Raw genomic sequence first — 18552 nt, 5'->3', positions numbered from 1 at the left:
CAAGAATTTTTGGAGGTACAAAAAGCTTACTCGTCCGTGAAATACTGTGTTTGAGACGAATAAGCCAAAACCAAAATTACTACTACTGTGACACCAATGATAATAAGATAAGCGCAAACTCTTAATGTAACTGGCTTTTGAGTGTGGGGAGTGTAAGCACAGAGGGAAGTGTGGTCAGACAGGGAAGTGTGGTCACAGGGGGAAGTACAAATTCTCTTTTCTCCCACACCTCCCCCAGACAATGGTTTCGCGTTTTCTTAGTGCCATTCTAGTCAGTATTCACGAGGTATATGACGATTTATGAAAAAGCTTGCTGGGAAAATTGCTGGAAACGGTAAGGTAAATGTACTGGAAAATCGACTATTTTGATAAAAAGATTGAGTATCGAAGTGAGAATCCGGCTGACTCATCTGTCACTATCCCAATTTCAAATAGGCTGACGCACGAGACTCTACGATTCGTCGCGTCAGTCGTAACAACAAATAACCCTCAACAATGCTCAGCACGTGCTGAGTGACTGGAGATTCTTTATGAAGTACGCCATTATTGGTTCCGGCAACATTGGTATCGCGCTCGCACGCACCTTCGCGCGTAAGAATATCGAAGTCGGAATCGCAAACACCCGTGGACCTGAGACGCTTGCGTCTTTGAAGAAAGAACTCGGTCCCAGCGTCCATCCCCAATCCATTCAAGACGCCTTTGAGGCTGAGATCATCTTCCTCGCTGTCCCATTTCCTGCTCACAAAGAGGTGGCGAAGCAACTCAAGCAGTGGAACGGCAAGATCGTTGTCGACGTCACGAATGCCTTTCATGTTGCTCCGGAAGAGCTAGGAGGTCTCCTCTCTACTGAAGTCGTATCCAAAGCGTTTGTCGGAGCGCGCCTCGTGAAGGCCTTCAATCATCTGCCCGCAAAACAGCTTGGAACGAATCCGTTCGTGGAGGGGCAGCGGCAGGCCGTGTTCGTATCGAGCAATGACGCCGATGCCAGCGCGACCGTTGCGGCCGTAGCAAATCAACTTGGCTTTGCTCCAGTCGAACTCGGAAGCCTCGATCAGGGCGGCGTACCCCTTCATGTTCTGGGCGGGCGTCCTGGCGGCCTTCTATTTCAGAATCTGGTCAAGCTCGGCTGATTGCAGCAATCACTTGAACGGCAAGCTCGGTCGCAAGTCCAACCCAAGAGAGGAGATTAGTCATGAAAGTAGGCTTTATAGGCGCCGGTACCGTCACGGGTACGTTTGGCCGTCATTTGTTAACCGCTGGTCACAGCATAGTCGTATCAAATTCAAGAGGACCGGAGACGCTTGCTGATTTTGTTGCTGATCTGGGTCCAGGCGCGATCGCGGGGACGAAGCAACAGGCTGCCGAATGCGACGTCGTCATTCTTGCCACGAATTGGGTACGTGTGGCCGATGCTCTAAAGGGAGTTGATTGGCGAGGCCGCATCCTGATCGATGCAACGAACGCACATGTGGACGCTGTGCCGGACATTAGTCTGGCTGGCGTGACCAGATCGCGTGCCGCATTGAAGGGGCGCACCTCTAGCGAGATGGTTGCTGAGATGGCAGTTGGCGCGCGGCTCGTTAAATCGATCAGCAACATGCCAATGGCCTGGATACAGGATTTCTCACCGAACAAACCCCGCACAGTCATCTTCACTTCCGGCGACGACCAGGAAGCCAAACAGATGGTGATGGAGTTGATCAACAGCACCGGCTTGGTCGCGGTTGATCTCGGGTCCCTCGCAACGGGTGGTGCAATGCATGAGGTCGGCGCTCCACTATCCGGCCTCGATCTCCACTTCGTCCGCCGACTTCGGTGAGAGCGCCTTTGACGCAACGGCAGTTTCAAACATCCATAGTGGAATGGCACTAAGAAAAGCTGAAACACTTGTGGTTTAAGCAATTTGCAATTGCTTACGTAATTCGTGCCGGGGTTTGATCATTAAGGGGTAAGCTTTCGGGCGGCGTTTACGGACTCGTGCTTCACTACGACCTGGGCGTTCTGGAACAGGCTTATGAGCAATAACTTTAAGCAAAGTGCAATAAATTTGGAAACGTTTTTTAGAAGGTTACAGTCGGGTCAAATAACCGCTGCTTATATTTAATTTTTAGCTCTGCCAGAGCTTGCTCAATTGCACTTGTTGGTAACAATTCTTTAAAAGGTAATCCCATACTCTGACTGAATTTATCAAGAGAGGATTTGTACTTGTAGTGTCACAGTAGTAGTTATATTTGCTTGCTCGTCTCTTGTGAAAGTATTTCATGAACGAGTAAGCTTTTTCTACCTACCACAAAATTTACACAACCCGTACATCTCATTCCCTGGCTCTGCACAGCGATCGCTAAGAGCGATGAACTTTATTGGCGTAGTTTACCGCCGTAGGCATCGCTTCCATGAAACTTATTGGCGTAGTTTACCGCCGTAGGCATCGCTTCCATGAAACTGCATCAAGGACAATTGCCTAAACCATCCCAATACTTTTAAATAGCTTTAAAAGCTGTAGTCCTTATTCCACATATCTTAGAGCTTTTCTTAGTGCCATTCGGCTTTAAACACTGTAACAGATTTGATGACAAGGGATATCAGTGAGAATTTGCCACCGTTGCATTATTACCGAACGCATACTGAAGACAAAGCTAAGTTTACAGGCTTTTTGGTCTTAACCGAACCGTATTGGGCGACTATGTATCTCACTTTCTGCCCTGCTCGCAACTCTCAACAGGTGATGCTAGCAGTTGACTTGATAGAAAACGCTAATAGTGACGTTCTTCCATGAATGGAGCGTCATAGAAAGCGGAAAAGTATTATTTTTTGTTTACTGCATTAAATGCTTACCATGAAAATTTAATATGTATGTAATGCATCCATCCACTTCCTTGCGTCAAGGTGGTGAAGTTTCAGCCGGAATTGCAGGGATATTGTTTGGAGAAGAGCGATGAAGGTGCGTACTGTTTCTGTACTCTATGCGACCGCGGCTTTATTGATTTTTCCCGCTCCTGCTCGGTCTGCGATCGAAAAGGTTGTTGGAGGTGGTAGTGTTCATCAGGGTGAAACACGCCGTATTACTGTGATCGGAGATGGGATCGATTTTGCGACCTCGGTCGCTTCCTCAGATGCGCGGATTGGTGTCAGGCTTCTCAGTAAAAAAGGACTTGGACAGGGCAGAGCAAAAGGGCAGATTTTACTGGAAGTTGCTGTGCCTCTCAATGTCCCTAAAGATCAGAACTTTAACTTGACGGTTAAAATAGCCCCAAACCCTTATTACTCCAAGGGAGGTTCTGAAACGGTTCGGCTGAATGTGCAGGAATATCCCAAAAGTTCATGGAGACCTTTCTTTCATTTTGCCCCCTTATGGGGATGGATGAACGATCCGAACGGTCTTGTCTACCTAAACGGGACGTATCATCTGTATTATCAGGCAGTTCCTTTCTCCCAGGATCCTGGGCCAATAAACTGGGGACATGCGGTTAGCACAGATCTGGTTCACTGGTCTCAGCGCAGAGACGCGATGTTCAGTCCGTCGATGGCTCTCCTCCCAAGTAGTGATGATCAGGAGCAAGTTTGGTCTCCCTTTTCGGGATCGGCGGTGGTCGTTGATGGTTTGGCAGCAAAACAGCTAGCCTGCAACTGCTCAAAGCTTTGTGTCGCTTCGATATTCACGAAGAATACTCCTATTATCTCACTCCAGGACCAGTGGCTTGCTGCTAGCTGCGATGGAGGTGAGTCCTTTAAAGCCCCGCAGAGTGTGTTGCCTAACTTAACACCTCCAAAGCCAGATTTTCGGGACCCGAAGGTGTTTCCTTATAAGGGACGCTGGATTATGGTGTTAGCTGTTGGAAGTAAAGTCGAGCTTTACGAATCTTTAAATCTGAGACAATGGAACCTTCTTTCCTCTATTCCCCTCTACAACAGCTTCACCACTAATAGTCCTTTTGTCGAAACCCCAGATCTGATTGAATTACCTGTCAGCAATTCAAAGACTAACGAGACCAAGTGGGTACTGCTGTATGGCGAAGGGTTCCCCTCGCCCGTGACATGCCAGGGTCTTTCAAACAGTGCCGGAATGCCGCTCACTGACGCCAAAAAGGAATGTGAAAGGTCACGATATTTTACGTCACGTAGCCTCTATATAATCGGCGAATTTGATGGTAAGCAGTTCAAGAAGGAGTCACAGCCTCAACCTTTAGATTTTGGGTCAGATTTTTATGCGTCTCAAACCTGGTCTAACACTCCAGGACGACGAATAGTTGCTGGCTGGCAAAATAATTGGCAATACGCCCACAAAGTTCCTACAACGCCATGGCGAGGGCAATTGAGTATTCCGCGAGACGTGGGGCTAATTAGAGATGACTCTGGCACATATTGGCTTACTCAAACTCCGGTTCAAGAACTAGCGGTTCTGAGAAATTCTGCTGTCGGGCGTGTTACTCAGCTGCGGGATAAACCACTTACCAACAAGACACCGGAGGAGCTTCAGAATTTTCGTTCCACTGCTTTCGATGCTGACATAGCAATTGATGTTGCTGGTTTGCCCAAAGTGAACTCTGAAATAAAGATTCATCTTCGAGCGGGTAATACAGATCAAGGAATGGTGTTGGCATGGCGACGTACTGGTTCCGACAAGGGAGAGCTATCACTAACGCGCTCTGCTTCTGAAGCTGGTGGATCGACTTCAGAATTAAAACAACAATTTTATGGGTTTATCGGTAAATGGTTGTCTGCCTCTGTTCCTCTTGCAGTGCCAACAAATCAGCGACTCGTATCATACTTCAGGAATGTCCACGAGCGTGAAAGATCGCAGATCACTCAGGTGCCTGTTGTGACATCTGACACGAATAATAGCATCTTAAAACTTCGGATTCTCGTGGATCGAAGTTCGGTAGAAGTGTTTGCGGGCGATGGACGCGTAGTGTTAAGCAGTTTATTCTTTCCTAATTCAGCCAATAAAGACTTCAAGCTGTATGCAACAGGGGGAAATGCAAAGATAGTGAGCTTGGTTATATACCCGTTCAGTGATGACTGATGATTTCAGATAACGACTGCAAACTAATCAACCATCAGTGCGTAGACGCAAAGCGGTGAGGGGGTCGCAGTCTTCTCCCAAGGGGAGACGCTAAGAGCGATAGCGTAGCGTTAGCGAGTCCGTGAGCGTCTGGCGGTTCCCGTCGTTAGCGCAGCGTTAGCGAGTCTTCTCCCAAAGGGAGACGCCAAGGGCGAACGAGCGTCTTGCGTTAGCGCAGCGTTAGCGACGCAGGAGCGTCACTCCCGAACCTGTTGGCGCAGCCTCTCGTAGAGAAGGGCTTGTCGCCAGACATCGCCTTATTGATGTTCTAGGCGACTATCTATCTCACTCCCTGCCCTGCTGTCAACTCTCAACAGGTTGATCCTAGCAGTTGACTTGAAAAAACGATTTAGCGATTTAATGAAGTAGTCGTAGTTTGATTAATGCGTTCTGCCTTGGTTTTCAATGTTTGGTTCATGGCTTCAAACCCTTGGCGAACGTCAATATTTAATCGATGAGCCAGCAGAGGTACTAGTAAGCCTTGGAAAGATGCTTGCTGAATGAAGCGGACGCGTAGGCGTAGCCCGTCGTAGACATCGCTTCCTAGCGGTTCAATGATAAAGCTGTGTTCACCGTCAAATAATCCTGGGATCAAAAAGTGCCCTAACCAACGCAATTTGCGATTAGATTCTACCGTAATCACAGTCGGGCGAAAGGTCATAATATTTGTACCCGGAGGCTGAAAGTGAACAGTTAGCTGTGCCCCTTCACTCAGCAACCCACTAATTTGACGAATAAACAGATTCCAATGTGGAAAACTGGCAAAATCAGTGAGTAAATTCCATACTTGCTTATCGGACGCCTGAATTTCGATTTCAGTATAGATTTTCATGGGTATGAGTTGATAAGAAAACCAGAATTAAAACGGTTATTCCTGCTAAAAATAACCCCATGTATTCTAGTCCTAGTAATCGACCAACCCAAAAATTACGGGTGAAGGCAGGCAGATAAAGCAGGGGGAGCAGGGGGAGAAAATAACTTGATTTTCCTACCATAAACCCTGCAAAGTTTTTTGGTGGACTACGAGGAAACTAGATTGTTTCTTGTAAAGCATAATAAATACTATTCGTAGAAAACTCACGTTTGAACAGCAAAATTCTGGCGGTTGGTAGACAGTTGTCAAGGAATTACTGGCCTTGAACAACCAGAACGGAACATGGAGCGTGATGAACGACGTGATTGCTCACACTTCCTGCTAAAAGTTCGGCAAATCCTTTAAGTCCTCTACGACCAAGCACAATCAAATCTGCTCCCCAACTCCGGGCTAAATCACAGATGTTAGTCCCAGGCTCTCCTGTTTGATAACTGTATTCTGCCATAATGCCTAATATTTTCGCTTTCTGATAGTACAACTGGAGTAAACTTTGTGCCTGTTGTGTTTCTATTTCCAGGTCTACTAAGTTCACAGTAAGTTGACTAGAAGCTGCTAGCTCAATGCTGTAACCAATCATCAACTGAGCAGCATCTCTTTGGGCTAACTCTAGCGCTTTTATAAACACTGTTGCAGTCGCAGGTGAATCATCGACCGCCACCAAAATCTTCTTAAAGCTCATATCCGCTCCAATAATCAATTACTTCATTCACTTTTGTTGTCTTTTAGCTTCAGGGATAAATGTGATTTAAAAGTGAAATTAAGTAGGATAAGCAATTTATTCACTTTTCGTTCACATTCATCAGCAATCCTGGAAAAGAAGCAGAGAAACGAAACTAAGCTAACTGAGGTTTAAAACGAATTTTTTACCTAATACGGTTCATGCTCACACTAGAAAACTATAGTTTTTTACTATTTTGAGATTAATAAAGCTTCGTTTTAAACTTACTGATTTTGATAGGAGATGTTGTGATGAATTTCAGTCCAGTTAAAAATGCGATCGGCATCATTTCTACCCGTCAGGCTGTAACACAGGTGCTTGATGAACTCAGAGCGATTGACTTTCCCATGCAGAAAATTTCTGTGTTGACTTTAGACTCTGAAGACGAAAAGTTGCACGAGGATGCTAATGCGGGTAAACATTCCATAACTCCGATCGAAGGTGCTAAAGCAGGCGCAATTACAGGAGGAACAGCCGGGGGCTTCCTGGCACTAACAACCGGACTTGGCGTATTAGTTATTCCCGGTTTTGGGCCGGCATTAGCGGTTGAATCTGTGGTGAGTACACTGCTAGCGGGTGGAGCGAGTGCGATTTTTGGCAGTATTTATGGCGCATTTCAAGGTTGGTTTGCTCCCGAAAGGCAAGCTAGACTCTGTGAGCCAGCCACCTGCCAAGAAAAATTTTTGGTGAAGGTAGAAGGAACAGCAGATGAAATCTGGCAAGCAGAATCCATTCTCCGTTACTGGGGTGTGCAAGAGTGGCATGTTTATGAACCTAGCAAAAGATTCTCGTTAGTAACACAAATTTGAAAAAAAGGTAGAGATTCAAACAGAGAAATCGATATTAAATCTGATGAGTCTTAATTACGAATTAGTTTAACGGTTACTTCAATTTGGAGACTGAGATGACAGCAAATACGATCGCTACAAATACTTTTGCCCAAACAACAAAAGATTTACTCAACTATGAATGGCATACTCTGGGTGAACAAAAGGTTGTGCAAACGTTAGCCAGCCATCTGGAAGCAGGTTTGACCCATGAAGAAGCTAGCAAACGACACCAGCAGATGGGTGCAAATCAACTGACTGGTAAAAGTGGAAAAAGTCCTTGGCTACGATTTTTAGAGCAATTTAATCAACCACTACTATATATTTTGCTGACGGCGGGAGTAGTAACGCTGCTGCTGCGAGATTGGATAGATGCAGGAGTAATTTTTGCCGTCACCCTAATTAATGTCATCATTAGCTACATTCAAGAATCGAAAGCAGAAGGCGCGATCGCTGCTTTATCCAAAGCCGTCACTACCGAAGCAACTATAATTCGCGATGGTCAAAAAACTCGTTTGGCTTCGACTGAACTTGTTCTGGGTGATTTGGTATTGCTGGCATCTGGGGATAAAGTACCTGCGGATCTGCGACTATTAAGTGTACGTGGATTGCAAGTTGACGAGTCTGCCTTAACAGGCGAATCCGTTCCGGTTGAGAAAGCAACGGCATCGCTGGCTGTGGAAACACCGTTAGCGGAACGCAGCAATATGGTGTATGCAGGAAGTTTCGTCAGTTTTGGACAGGCAGAAGGGATTGTAGTGGCGATCGCAGATGCCACTGAAACCGGTCGCATCTCGCAGTTAATTGAAAGCAGCACAAATCTGAAAACACCGCTAACGCGAAATATTGACAAGTTTAGCAAAACCTTGTTGTATGTCATTTTAGGTTTGGCTGCTCTGACATTTGCAGTTGGATTAGGACAAGGCGAATCTTGGATTGATGTTTTTAAAGCGAGTGTAGCTCTGGTAGTCAGCGCGATTCCAGAAGGATTGCCTGCAATTGTTACCGTCACTTTAGCGATCGGAGTTTCCCGGATGGCACGACGTAAGGCAATTATTCGCAAGCTACCCGCAGTGGAAACCTTGGGAAGTACTACTGTTATCTGCTCTGATAAAACTGGGACGTTAACTGAAAATCAGATGACGGTTCAAAAGATTTATGCGGGTGGGCAACACTACACCGTTAGCGGTATTGGTTATGCCCCAGACGGTGAAATCCTGATCAATCAACAGCCTGTTGATTTCAATGCAGATGGACATATTGCTCTTTGGGAATCCCTGGAAGCAGGATTGCTCTGCAATGATTCTCACATTGAATGGGGAGATGGACACTGGGACTTAGTAGGAACCCCAACTGAGGGAGCATTGATTACGGCTGCCAATAAAGCGGGATTGACGCAAGAGAATCTAGAGCAATTACCTAGAATAGACACTATTCCTTTTGAGTCTCAATTCCAATACATGGCAACTTTGCATGAATTAGATGCAAAGCGATCGCTCAATATCATTTATCTCAAAGGTTCTGTAGAGGCAATTCTCCAACGATGCGATCAGATGCTTGATGCTCAAGGACAAGCTCCTCTCAATGCTGCCGCAGTGGAACAGGAAGTTGGTCGCATGGCAAACCAAGGGTTACGAGTGCTAGCTTTTGCCAGGAAAGAAGTTACCCTTCAAAAGCGTTCCTTGGAGCGCCATGATATCGATCGAGGACTGGTATTTCTAGGACTTCAAGGGATAATCGATCCGCCCCGTGAGGAAGCGATCGCCGCAGTAAAAGCCTGTCAATCTGCTGGAATTCAGGTGAAGATGATCACTGGGGATCATGCACTAACAGCAGCTGCGATCGCCCGTAAAATGGGAATTTGCTCCACCGAAGAACAGGCGTTCACCGGACAGCAATTAGCTCAAATGGATGAAAATGAATTCACCCAAGCGGCTGAGAAAGGTATGGTATTTGCGCGAGTTGCCCCAGAACAAAAATTGCATCTGGTAAAAGCGTTGCAGTCTCAGGGTGAAATTGTTGCCATGACTGGAGATGGTGTCAATGATGCTCCCGCTCTCAAACAGGCAGATATTGGTGTAGCGATGGGCATAGCCGGGGCAGAGGTTGTCAAAGAATCGGCGGATATGCTTCTAACTAACGATAATTTCGCTTCAATAGAAGCTGCTGTGGAGGAAGGGCGTGGTGTTTACCGCAACTTACGAAAAGCGATCGCCTTCTTGCTGCCGATCAACGTGGGAGAATCCATGACGATTTTGATTGCCATTCTCCTGGCAACTGTGCTTCCCATCTTACCAATCCAAATTCTCTGGTTGAACATGGTCAGTTCAGTAGGGTTGATTGTTCCCCTCGCCTTTGAGCCAAAATCTGGGCAGGTGATGCAGCAACCACCACGCAACCCTAGAGAAAAGCTTTTATCAGGTAGTTTACTTAAGCGCATATTAGCGATTTCTGTTTTCAATTGGGTAGTAATTTTTGGGGTGTTTCAATGGATACTTCAAACTACAGGCAATGAAGCCTTAGCTCGTACGATGGCGATTAATGGATTGGTGGCAGCAGAAGTCTTTTACCTGTTAAGCATTACCCAGTTTTTACCATCTCTAGTCGTGAGAATCCAAGGTAAATGCACACCCGTAGCTTATGCACCTGCGATCGGAATTGTAGCTGTGGTGATTTTACAATGTCTGTTCAGTCAGTGGAGCATAATGAATCAAGTGTTTGACACCACACCTTTAACATTTATCCAAGCTCTCATTTGCATGGGTGTAGGTTTGCCAGTGGTGTTTATAGCTCTGATCTTGCAGCGTTTCGATCCGCTCAACTAGGGATATAGGAGTCCGATAGTAGTTTAATACAAAGCCAAATGATTACATTAGAGCCGCACCCAAATAAATAAAAAACTCCATCAGTACATTTTGCTAGGTATGATATTTAATCTGCAAGCATTTACCCAGTAAAACTAGCTATGACCCAAAACTACCGCATTACTCTACTCCCCGGCGATGGCATTGGCCCTGAAATTATGGCAGTGGCGGTAGATGTGCTGAAAGTCGTAGGGAACCAATTTGATCTGAAGTTTGAATACCAAGAAGCCCTGATCGGTGGTGCAGCTATTGACGCTACAGGCGAACCCCTACCATCTGCCACTCTAGATACTTGCCGTAACAGTGATGCTGTATTACTCGCTGCAATTGGTGGTTATAAGTGGGATTCTCTGCCATCCAATTTACGCCCAGAAGCAGGTTTGTTAGGATTACGTGCAGGTTTAGGATTATTTGCCAATTTGCGCCCAGCGAAAATTTTGCCCCAGCTAATCGACGCCTCGACTTTGAAACGCGAAATTGTAGAAGGCGTAGATATTATGGTGGTGCGCGAACTCACTGGTGGGATTTACTTCGGTAAACCCAAAGGAATTTTTGCTACAGAAACTGGTGAAAAACGCGGTGTAAATACAATGGTTTACACAGAGTCGGAAATTGAGCGTATTGGGCGAGTGGCGTTTGAAGCAGCAAAAAAACGCGGTGGGAAACTTTGTTCGGTGGATAAGGCCAATGTATTAGAAGTATCTCAGCTGTGGCGCGATCGCATCACTCAACTTTCTCAAGAATATCCAGATATCGAACTCTCTCATTTATATGTAGATAATGCTGCTATGCAGTTAGTACGCGCTCCTAAGCAGTTCGACACCATCGTTACAGGCAATTTGTTTGGTGATATTCTTTCTGATGCTGCTGCCATGCTCACAGGTAGTATTGGGATGTTACCCTCAGCTAGTTTGGGCGCTTCTGGGCCTGGTGTGTTTGAACCAGTCCACGGTTCCGCCCCAGATATCGCCGGACTTGATAAGGCAAATCCTCTAGCACAGGTTTTGAGTGTGGCGATGATGTTACGCTACGCTTTAGACCAGCCAAAAGCGGCAGATCACATCGAACAAGCCGTATTGCAAGTTTTAGAACAAGGCGATCGCACCGGGGATATAAATTCTCCAGGAAAAAACCTCCTTGGTTGCCGCGCTATGGGAGACTCACTAATTAAGGCTCTTGAACAAAAATAATTTTATAGAGCAAACTGGGCAATATGGCAACCTTTGCTATAAGTTTCGGGTAGACTAAAGGGAAATCTAGCAATCAAATAACAGTCGATAGTGTACGCATTACGACAAGGTCAAGTAAATTTTACCGCCCCAAAGAACCAATCGCCTTTGATTGATCCTGCTGTAATCCGAGCTGCTGGGCAGATATACTATACTCACTGTGAAGTTCATCCCGAAATAGCTGGGCAACCTTCCGGTGTAGCAATTAATCGTGTGACTCATCGAGGTAAGGTTATTTTTACTAACCAACCAGTTCTTTTACCTCAAGAGTGTTTTGTGCCCTTAAGTCAAATTGAATCCCACATGTATTAGTCATTGGTCATTAGTTCATTGCTCATTGGTCATTAGTTATTGACAAAGGACAAATGACACAGCACAAATGACACAGGACAAATGACAAAGGACAAATGACTATATGGACATTTTGTTCGCCATCCCGGCGAGTGTAATGGTCTTTGCTTTGGGTGCATCTATCGGTAGTTTTCTCAATGTTATTGTTTATCGCCTACCTGCTGGGTTGTCAATTCTTTGGCCGCCTTCTCGTTGTCCTAAATGCTTAAACCAGCTAAAAGCTTACGACAATGTACCAGTGTTCGGCTGGATTTCCTTAAAAGGGAGGTGTCGATATTGTAAAAGCAAAATTTCTGTCCGTTATCCTGTGGTAGAAGGGGTAACGGGCATAATTTTTTTACTAATTTTTTTGGTATTTCAAGTTTCGACTTTAACAATAGGCTATTGGGCTTTTTGCAGTTGGTTATTGGCGCTATCGCTCATCGACTTAGATACAATGACCCTACCCAATCCACTTACTCAGTCGGGTTTAGTGGTGGGGATTTTATTTCAAATGGTGGTTGGTTTTCTACCTGAGGGTAGTTTTGTAGCATTGGTAAATCACCTGATAATGGCTATCGTTGGTGCGGTATTAGGATTATGGCTATTTGATGCGATCGCCCTATTAGGTTCAATTGCCTTTGGTAAAGCTGCAATGGGTGCAGGTGATGCCAAGTTAGCAGCCATGATGGGAGCCTGGTTAGGCTGGAAATATTTGCTCTTGGCTAGTTTTATTGCTTGTGTGCTAGGAGCGTTAATTGGTAGCAGTGTAATTATGCGTAGACGCATTCGCAAAGCGTCTCAAAGAGAAGCCGCAAGTCAAGAGACATTGCTACCAAGGTTAGGACAAAAGATGCCTTTTGGCCCTTTTCTGGCTTTAGGATCTGTGATTACTCTATTTAGCGGCGAAGCCATTTTGTCTAGCTACCTACGGTTATTTTTTCCAGCGTCTTGAATTGGAGTGGGGAGCAGGAGGCAGGGAGCATGGGGATCAGGGGAAGAAGCAAGGGAGCAAGGGAGAAGAGTTTTCCCCTCAGCAAGAGCAGCACCCCGCCCCTGGAGCCTCTTTCCCATGCCCAATGCCCATTCATAATAAATATTTATAATTTGTGACTGTAACCAGCATTACCCCATCTACCCTTGATATTTTGATAATATTCAGCTTGTGACTTGTATTACCCTTGTTAACTACCCCGCCGTCTAGACGAATGTAGCTCTCCCAATTCATAGGGAATACCCAAGAGAACTCCGTAGTTCTATTAGTATGACATCCCTCTAAGGGCAGAAGTCCTGGTTCCCAAGACCCAAATCTTTTACCCATAGCTGTGCCCTACTCCTTCGGAGAAGCAAGCTACGCGTAGCATCCCGTAGGGAAGGGTTTTCTTGCAACATATACCTATAAGCTTGGTTTTCGCTTGTGGCATTGATGGTCAAGACACTAACTATAATATCCGAGAAATCGGTGATTCCTTATATATCCTGGATGCAATCGTCATCAGCTGCTCACAATCCCCATCTTATGAATACATTGAACGTGGGGACTTCCGTAATCCGTTAACGACGATTAACCGTTGGCAAGCACAACTAGTGCAACAGATGCTGATTGCTCATAACCTAACAATACGAATCATTGATTTGGGTAGGAGGGGGAAAGCATCTTATTTGGAGGTTGGTATTCTTATGGCTTTGTCAGTATGTCCATATAATTTAAGTCTGCTGAAAAAAGAGCAAGAGACTTGTATTGGCATAAGTATTTTCGTTAAGCTGGCAACCAAAGATGAAAATTAAGGTCTGAATTGCTTAAAAGAGTAGTTTGACGATGTAGCCATCAGTCATTAATAAAGACAAATGACAAAAGGCTAAGGACAACCCAATACGGCTTGACATGTTTTCGACCTCATACCCACTTAAAATAAAATAAAAAATGGCTAACAACGAAGAATCACGCGGTTTAAAGTCTCTATTTGATTGGTTTGCAAATCGACGGAAGTCAGGATCTACCAGCCTCGAACGCCAAGAACGTGAAATTGCTGATGGGCTGTGGCATAAATGTTCTAAGTGCAGTGTGTTGGCATATACAAAAGACCTGAAAGCCAACCAGATGGTTTGTACCGAATGTGGTCATCACAATCGGGTAGACAGCGATGAGCGCATCCGTCAATTGATAGATCATAATACCTGGAAACCGCTAGACGAGCATTTGCGTCCAACCGATCCGCTCGAATTTCGCGATCGCAAACTCTACAGTGATCGCTTGCGGGAAATGCAGGAGAAAATTGGCTTAATAGACGCAGTTAAAACTGGTTTAGGTCAAATAAATGGTTTACCCATTGCCCTTGGGGTTATGGACTTCCGCTTCATGGGTGGTAGCATGGGTTCCGTCGTGGGAGAAAGACTCACCCGCATGATTGAGCAAGCTACTCAACGGCGGTATCCTGTAGTTATCGTCTGCACCTCCGGTGGCGCGAGAATGCAAGAAGGAATGCTCTCCCTGATGCAGATGGCGAAAATCTCCGCAGCCCTACAGCGCCATAAAGATGCGCGATTATTATATATTCCTGTTTTGACCAATCCCACAACAGGCGGCGTTACCGCTAGCTTTGCGATGTTGGGCGATATCATTTTGGCAGAACCTAAGGCAACCATTGGTTTTGCCGGTCGGCGAGTGATTGAGCAAACCCTGCGGGAAAAACTACCCGAAAATTTCCAGACTGCTGAAGATCTACTCCTGCATGGTTTTGTTGATGATATCGTACCCCGTACCCAATTAAAGAACACCCTAGCCCAGCTGATTGCCCTACACCAGCCTGTACTAACAACACCTCAGATGGTGTTGTGGGAAACAATGTCTTTGACTTCTACCGCCGCAGAATAAAGCATTGGGCAGGGGCACTTGTACTGAGTTTACGGTGAGCGCAGTCGAACTGCGACTTGCCTTGACTTGTACCGAGCATCTCGACTTACTTCGACTACGCTCAGTACAAGTCGCTTGATGGAGCCAAAGCCGAGGTAGCGAAGTCGAAAGGAGTCAAAGTATTGGGAATTGGGCATCCCTTCGGCAACTCTTGGAGACGCACTCGCGTTCGCTCAGGGCAAGTGGGCATTGGAAGAGGCACAGGGGCAGTTCTTGCTGGCAACAGAGAGGAAATAGGTAATTTTTATCCCCCTTGCTCCCTGCTTCTTCCCTACTCGCTCATGCTCTCTTTGCCTCTTTGACACAAAGTAGTGGGATAAGCGCTGCTAGTCGAAATAGACTAGAGAGGGCGAACAACCCCAGTAAGCCTCCAAACTGAGCAAATTGGATGATGAAGCTGCCTATAGTTGTGCCTAAAGCACCACTCGCTCCAGCAACGGCAGCTGCGATCGCAAAATAGATAGACTGATTTTTAATTGGTGCGATCGCCAATTGTATATTGTTGTTACACAAGTCAATCGCCGCCCAAGTACCTCCAGTCAATATGTGTAACAGGGGTAACCACAACCAAATGTCAAGGCGATTAGCACCAATCCCCAGCCAAAGCAATGGTGTGGCTGCAACCAAAATCCCAATACAGATCAAAATGGGACGATTGCCTATCTTGTCTGCTAATTTGCCCCACACGATGAGCATCAGCAAAGTTGCCCCCGCCTGAAGGCTGTTGTAGATAGTCACGTAGCTCACGTCTAAATCCAGCGTGTCGAGCATATAGAGGTTAAAAAAAGGACTGCTGAGGTTAACAGCAAGGGCCCAGAAGCTGAAATACAGCAGAAATCTCAAAAAGTTAGAGTTTTTCCAGATACTGGAAGCTGGCGCAACAGGTGGGGTGGTCACTGAGTTTACGGTGAGCGCAGTCGAACTGCGTAGCCGAAGTGTCGAATCCCCATCTGAACTATCCGCCTTGCTCCCTACTTCCTGCTCCTTTACCTCTTGTTCAATCTCATTTGTTTGAGGTAACTTGCCATAATAAGTGTTTTGCGATCGCGGATTCATATCCACCTGGAAATATTGACACCCCAATCCCACAATCCCAAACACTATACCTACCAGCAGAACCATCCCATAGCCTTGGATACTTCCACTATACCAATGTGATACAACTAGACCGGCTATTGGTACACAAACCAAATTGGTGAGGCTAGCAGCACTATTGCGTATCCCAAAATACCTGCCTCGCAATTGCCGGGGAACTATCATTGCCACCCAACTTAACCACGATGCTGCTCCTAGTCCTCCCAAAAGATTACTGAATAGAACAATCAAGAGTGTCAATATCACTAACTGGTGATTATTAATCACCCCCAAGCTTACGCCAACAATACCGATTACTAGAACCAGCCATAGCAGCCGACCAATTCCGTGTGTCCGAAGAGAATATTGAAAGCGGCTGGTGCTACGTTCAGACAAGTAAGCACCCAACGGCTGAATAAGATTGACCAACATTGGGATAGAGCACAGCATCCCAAATACCACTGGACTAGCACCCAATTCCACCAAAAAATTGCTGAGTAAAATCCCACCAGTTCCAAGGGAGTAAATCGCTGCTAAGACAGAATCTGTAGTGGAGGCCTTTAAACTACTACGAATCGCATCCTTGGGAATTCGAGAGGTTAGAGAAAGTGCTGTGGATGGTGAGGCAATCTGGGGAATTTCCAGAATCCGTGGCGCAGTTGTTTCAACCTGAACAAAATCCATAATGTATGTTTATGAGTAAAACATGCTGACATAAATCTGGTTGCTGAGGAACTCAGTATGCTTTCATGAGCATTCTTGATAAGTTTTCGTTATTTTAGCTTGCAATTCTCAATCAAAATTTCAAATAAGTAAAATATCATCTACTATTTCCGCTTCGCAGCTAAACAAATATACTTAAAGTGGATCATTAATAACTTTGATAACCAGTTTGTCAACCCCTTCAGGTAATTAAAAATTAAAAATTAAAAATTAAAAATTAAAAAAAAAATTAACATCCCCATAAATAAATTTAGGGGTGACATTAGCTATTAGAAATTGACCACAAAAAATTAACACTAAACTGCCTTTCTATGCTTCAAAGACATTGTAAGCCTTAAAGGATGTTTGAAAAGTTCTCTTCTCGGTAGCAAAACGTTCTAGATTCGCCTAAATCCATGCCACTTGCTCATAAGGGAAACCCCAGACGCTCGTACCTCGCTCTAAGCGAACGCGAGTGCGTCTCGTAGAGAAGGCTTTACACTGCGCTATGCACTAAAGGGTCTCCCCTTAAAAAGGGACTTTTATTGCGGTTCCCCCCTTTTTAAGCTAGGGTGTACACACAAGTCTTGAAATCTACACCTAAAACTTGGTTTCGTTGCTCTAGCCCTAAAAATTAGCGGGATAAATGGAGTTTCCAGTTGCTCCAAATTTAGGTATTTATGGGGCTGGAAGGGTTGGAACCCTTGCATACTAGGACTTGTGTGTACACCGTAGCTTTTTTAAGGAGAGCGGGCGCGGTCTTGGGGTCTCCCCAAGTGGAGCGACTGGCGTGGGTTATAGGGGATCAATAAGTGCCTAAAATCACAGCCAACCACTTTTCAAACAACCTCTTAAAACCCTACCTAACTTTTTAGGGCTTGGTAGCTTCTACGTATAGACTTTCAAATCTTCGCGACTCCTGATCTATTAATAGTTCAGGAATACTACTCGTTTGAAAATCAACCCTACGTACGTCCTTAAATCCCGATTCTTCAAGCACAACTTTCATTGTTTCAAAATCGTAACAATATTGATGTTCAAATCCTTGCCGAAATACCTCATTTACGATCGCCATGCGTGTTCTAGGTTTGACCTCAGGTCTTCGCTGCATCATCCACTCATGATCGTTAAAGTATCGATTTAGGTAAAGCTCTCCATCAGGAACAGACAACCTCAAAATACCACCGGGCTTGAGTACTCTAAGGCATTCTGATAAAAATATTTTGGTGTCGTCAGGGGTTAAATGCTCAAAAAAATGTTCTGTAAAAATCCCTTCAAAACGAGCCTCTTTCAAAGGCATCTTTCCGGTTATGTCGAAAACATAATCCACGCTAGTTTGAAGAAAACCATCACAGTTTAGCCAGTCTTCTGTCTGAATGCCTTTTCTTCCACATCCTAAATTGAGAAATCGTGCCTTCGGCTTAATCCTATTTGGATTTCTGGCTAGTAGCAGATTTACCACAGTTGTAGTAATGTGATAAAAGTCATTTTTAAGCCAGTATCTCGTGTGGACGTTGATCATTGGAATGCTAATAATTTTATGTGAATATACAGGCTGAATTATATAAAAAATTTTGTGCTAGCACAAGTACAAGGGTTACTAACCCAACAATTCTAAGTTCTGAGTACGGAGTTCCAAGTTCAGAAGCTCAAGTTCCGATTTCTAAGCACAGAGTACGAGAAATAATCATGCACGACCTTTAGCTAGAGCCGGGTTAGTGCGTGATTAAACGGAGGTTCAGTAGTGTTTGAAATCAGCAGGCGGCACAGAAACAGCAGGTGGAATATCACAGAGAGTTCATCGGTTTTCGGAACTTTACGCGATTAGCTGAAAATGAACGAGTTTGGATTGCTTTGAGAAACACGGCAGAATATGAAACAGGGGGAAGAGCGCATTAGTCATTGGTTATTCTCCTTATGCCCTTTGTCCCCCTCATCACCCTCATTCCCCCATTATC

General features: G+C 45.2%; 18 protein-coding genes. 13 read left to right on the top strand and 5 right to left on the bottom strand.

Annotated elements, in window-relative coordinates:
* Positions 1-343: 343 nt before the first annotated feature.
* The 3 genes from ACFFAP_RS09075 to ACFFAP_RS09065 all read left to right on the top strand — a co-directional run bounded on the left by ACFFAP_RS09075 (position 344) and on the right by ACFFAP_RS09065 (position 1819).
* The gene (locus tag ACFFAP_RS09075; protein WP_375510904.1) at positions 344-517 is read left to right on the top strand and encodes a DUF3768 domain-containing protein; all 174 of its coding nucleotides are present in this window, start codon (positions 344-346) and stop codon (positions 515-517) included.
* Positions 518-530: 13 nt separating this feature from the next.
* Entirely contained in the window at positions 531-1130 is a 600-nt protein-coding gene (locus tag ACFFAP_RS09070; protein WP_375510903.1) for an NADPH-dependent F420 reductase, read from the top strand.
* Between the two features lie 62 nt (positions 1131-1192).
* Positions 1193-1819 carry an NADPH-dependent F420 reductase gene (locus ACFFAP_RS09065; RefSeq protein WP_375510902.1) on the top strand — a complete coding sequence of 209 codons (627 nt, stop codon included), beginning with the start codon at positions 1193-1195 and terminating at the stop codon, positions 1817-1819.
* 75 nt (positions 1820-1894) lie between these two features.
* On the opposite strand, the gene ACFFAP_RS09060 is transcribed toward ACFFAP_RS09065, so the two are convergent.
* A complete protein-coding gene (locus ACFFAP_RS09060; RefSeq protein ID WP_375510901.1) occupies positions 1895-2035 on the bottom strand; it encodes a hypothetical protein in 141 nt (46 codons plus the stop codon).
* A 213-nt stretch (positions 2036-2248) separates the two neighbouring features.
* Here ACFFAP_RS09060 and ACFFAP_RS09055 point away from each other — a divergent pair, with 213 nt between their 5' ends.
* From ACFFAP_RS09055 to ACFFAP_RS09045, 3 genes are all read left to right on the top strand, one after another.
* The gene (locus ACFFAP_RS09055) at positions 2249-2425 is read left to right on the top strand and encodes a hypothetical protein (RefSeq protein WP_375510900.1); all 177 of its coding nucleotides are present in this window, start codon (positions 2249-2251) and stop codon (positions 2423-2425) included.
* A 144-nt stretch (positions 2426-2569) separates the two neighbouring features.
* Entirely contained in the window at positions 2570-2776 is a 207-nt protein-coding gene (locus ACFFAP_RS09050; protein WP_375510899.1) for a hypothetical protein, read from the top strand.
* A gap of 159 nt (positions 2777-2935) precedes the next feature.
* Positions 2936-5023 carry a glycoside hydrolase family 32 protein gene (locus ACFFAP_RS09045; RefSeq protein WP_375510898.1) on the top strand — a complete coding sequence of 696 codons (2088 nt, stop codon included), beginning with the start codon at positions 2936-2938 and terminating at the stop codon, positions 5021-5023.
* A 388-nt stretch (positions 5024-5411) separates the two neighbouring features.
* Here ACFFAP_RS09045 and ACFFAP_RS09040 read toward each other — a convergent pair whose 3' ends face one another.
* Both ACFFAP_RS09040 and ACFFAP_RS09035 read right to left on the bottom strand, forming a co-directional pair.
* Positions 5412-5894 carry an SRPBCC family protein gene (locus ACFFAP_RS09040; RefSeq protein WP_375510897.1) on the bottom strand — a complete coding sequence of 161 codons (483 nt, stop codon included), beginning with the start codon at positions 5892-5894 and terminating at the stop codon, positions 5412-5414.
* Positions 5895-6189: 295 nt separating this feature from the next.
* Positions 6190-6615 carry a universal stress protein gene (locus ACFFAP_RS09035; protein ID WP_375510896.1) on the bottom strand — a complete coding sequence of 142 codons (426 nt, stop codon included), beginning with the start codon at positions 6613-6615 and terminating at the stop codon, positions 6190-6192.
* 290 nt (positions 6616-6905) lie between these two features.
* Here ACFFAP_RS09035 and ACFFAP_RS09030 point away from each other — a divergent pair, with 290 nt between their 5' ends.
* The 7 genes from ACFFAP_RS09030 (at position 6906) to accD (ending at position 14779) form a co-directional block, all read left to right on the top strand.
* Positions 6906-7463, top strand: a complete 558-nt coding sequence (locus ACFFAP_RS09030; RefSeq protein WP_375510895.1) for a hypothetical protein — start codon at positions 6906-6908, stop codon at positions 7461-7463.
* A gap of 95 nt (positions 7464-7558) precedes the next feature.
* Positions 7559-10306, top strand: a complete 2748-nt coding sequence (locus ACFFAP_RS09025; RefSeq protein ID WP_375510894.1) for a cation-transporting P-type ATPase — start codon at positions 7559-7561, stop codon at positions 10304-10306.
* 140 nt (positions 10307-10446) lie between these two features.
* Entirely contained in the window at positions 10447-11535 is a 1089-nt protein-coding gene (gene leuB / locus ACFFAP_RS09020; RefSeq protein WP_375510893.1) for a 3-isopropylmalate dehydrogenase, read from the top strand.
* A gap of 90 nt (positions 11536-11625) precedes the next feature.
* The gene (locus tag ACFFAP_RS09015) at positions 11626-11886 is read left to right on the top strand and encodes a hypothetical protein (RefSeq protein WP_104908437.1); all 261 of its coding nucleotides are present in this window, start codon (positions 11626-11628) and stop codon (positions 11884-11886) included.
* Between the two features lie 103 nt (positions 11887-11989).
* Positions 11990-12859 carry a prepilin peptidase gene (locus ACFFAP_RS09010; protein WP_375510892.1) on the top strand — a complete coding sequence of 290 codons (870 nt, stop codon included), beginning with the start codon at positions 11990-11992 and terminating at the stop codon, positions 12857-12859.
* Positions 12860-13287: 428 nt separating this feature from the next.
* On the top strand, positions 13288-13692 hold the full coding sequence (locus ACFFAP_RS09005) for a hypothetical protein (RefSeq protein ID WP_375510891.1): 405 nt from the start codon (positions 13288-13290) through the stop codon (positions 13690-13692).
* A 136-nt stretch (positions 13693-13828) separates the two neighbouring features.
* A complete protein-coding gene (gene accD, locus ACFFAP_RS09000) occupies positions 13829-14779 on the top strand; it encodes an acetyl-CoA carboxylase, carboxyltransferase subunit beta (protein WP_375510890.1) in 951 nt (316 codons plus the stop codon).
* A gap of 318 nt (positions 14780-15097) precedes the next feature.
* Here accD and ACFFAP_RS08995 read toward each other — a convergent pair whose 3' ends face one another.
* Positions 15098-16576, bottom strand: coding sequence for an MFS transporter (locus ACFFAP_RS08995; protein WP_375510889.1), 1479 nt, complete (start codon positions 16574-16576; stop codon positions 15098-15100).
* A gap of 889 nt (positions 16577-17465) precedes the next feature.
* On the bottom strand, positions 17466-18116 hold the full coding sequence (locus tag ACFFAP_RS08990) for a methyltransferase domain-containing protein (RefSeq protein ID WP_375510888.1): 651 nt from the start codon (positions 18114-18116) through the stop codon (positions 17466-17468).
* Positions 18117-18552 lie beyond the last annotated feature (436 nt).

The organism is uncultured Nostoc sp. (genome assembly GCF_964245575.1).
GTDB lineage: Bacteria > Cyanobacteriota > Cyanobacteriia > Cyanobacteriales > Nostocaceae > Nostoc.
Note: the sequence above shows the minus strand (reverse complement) of the source record. Positions and strands in the feature narration are given on the sequence as shown.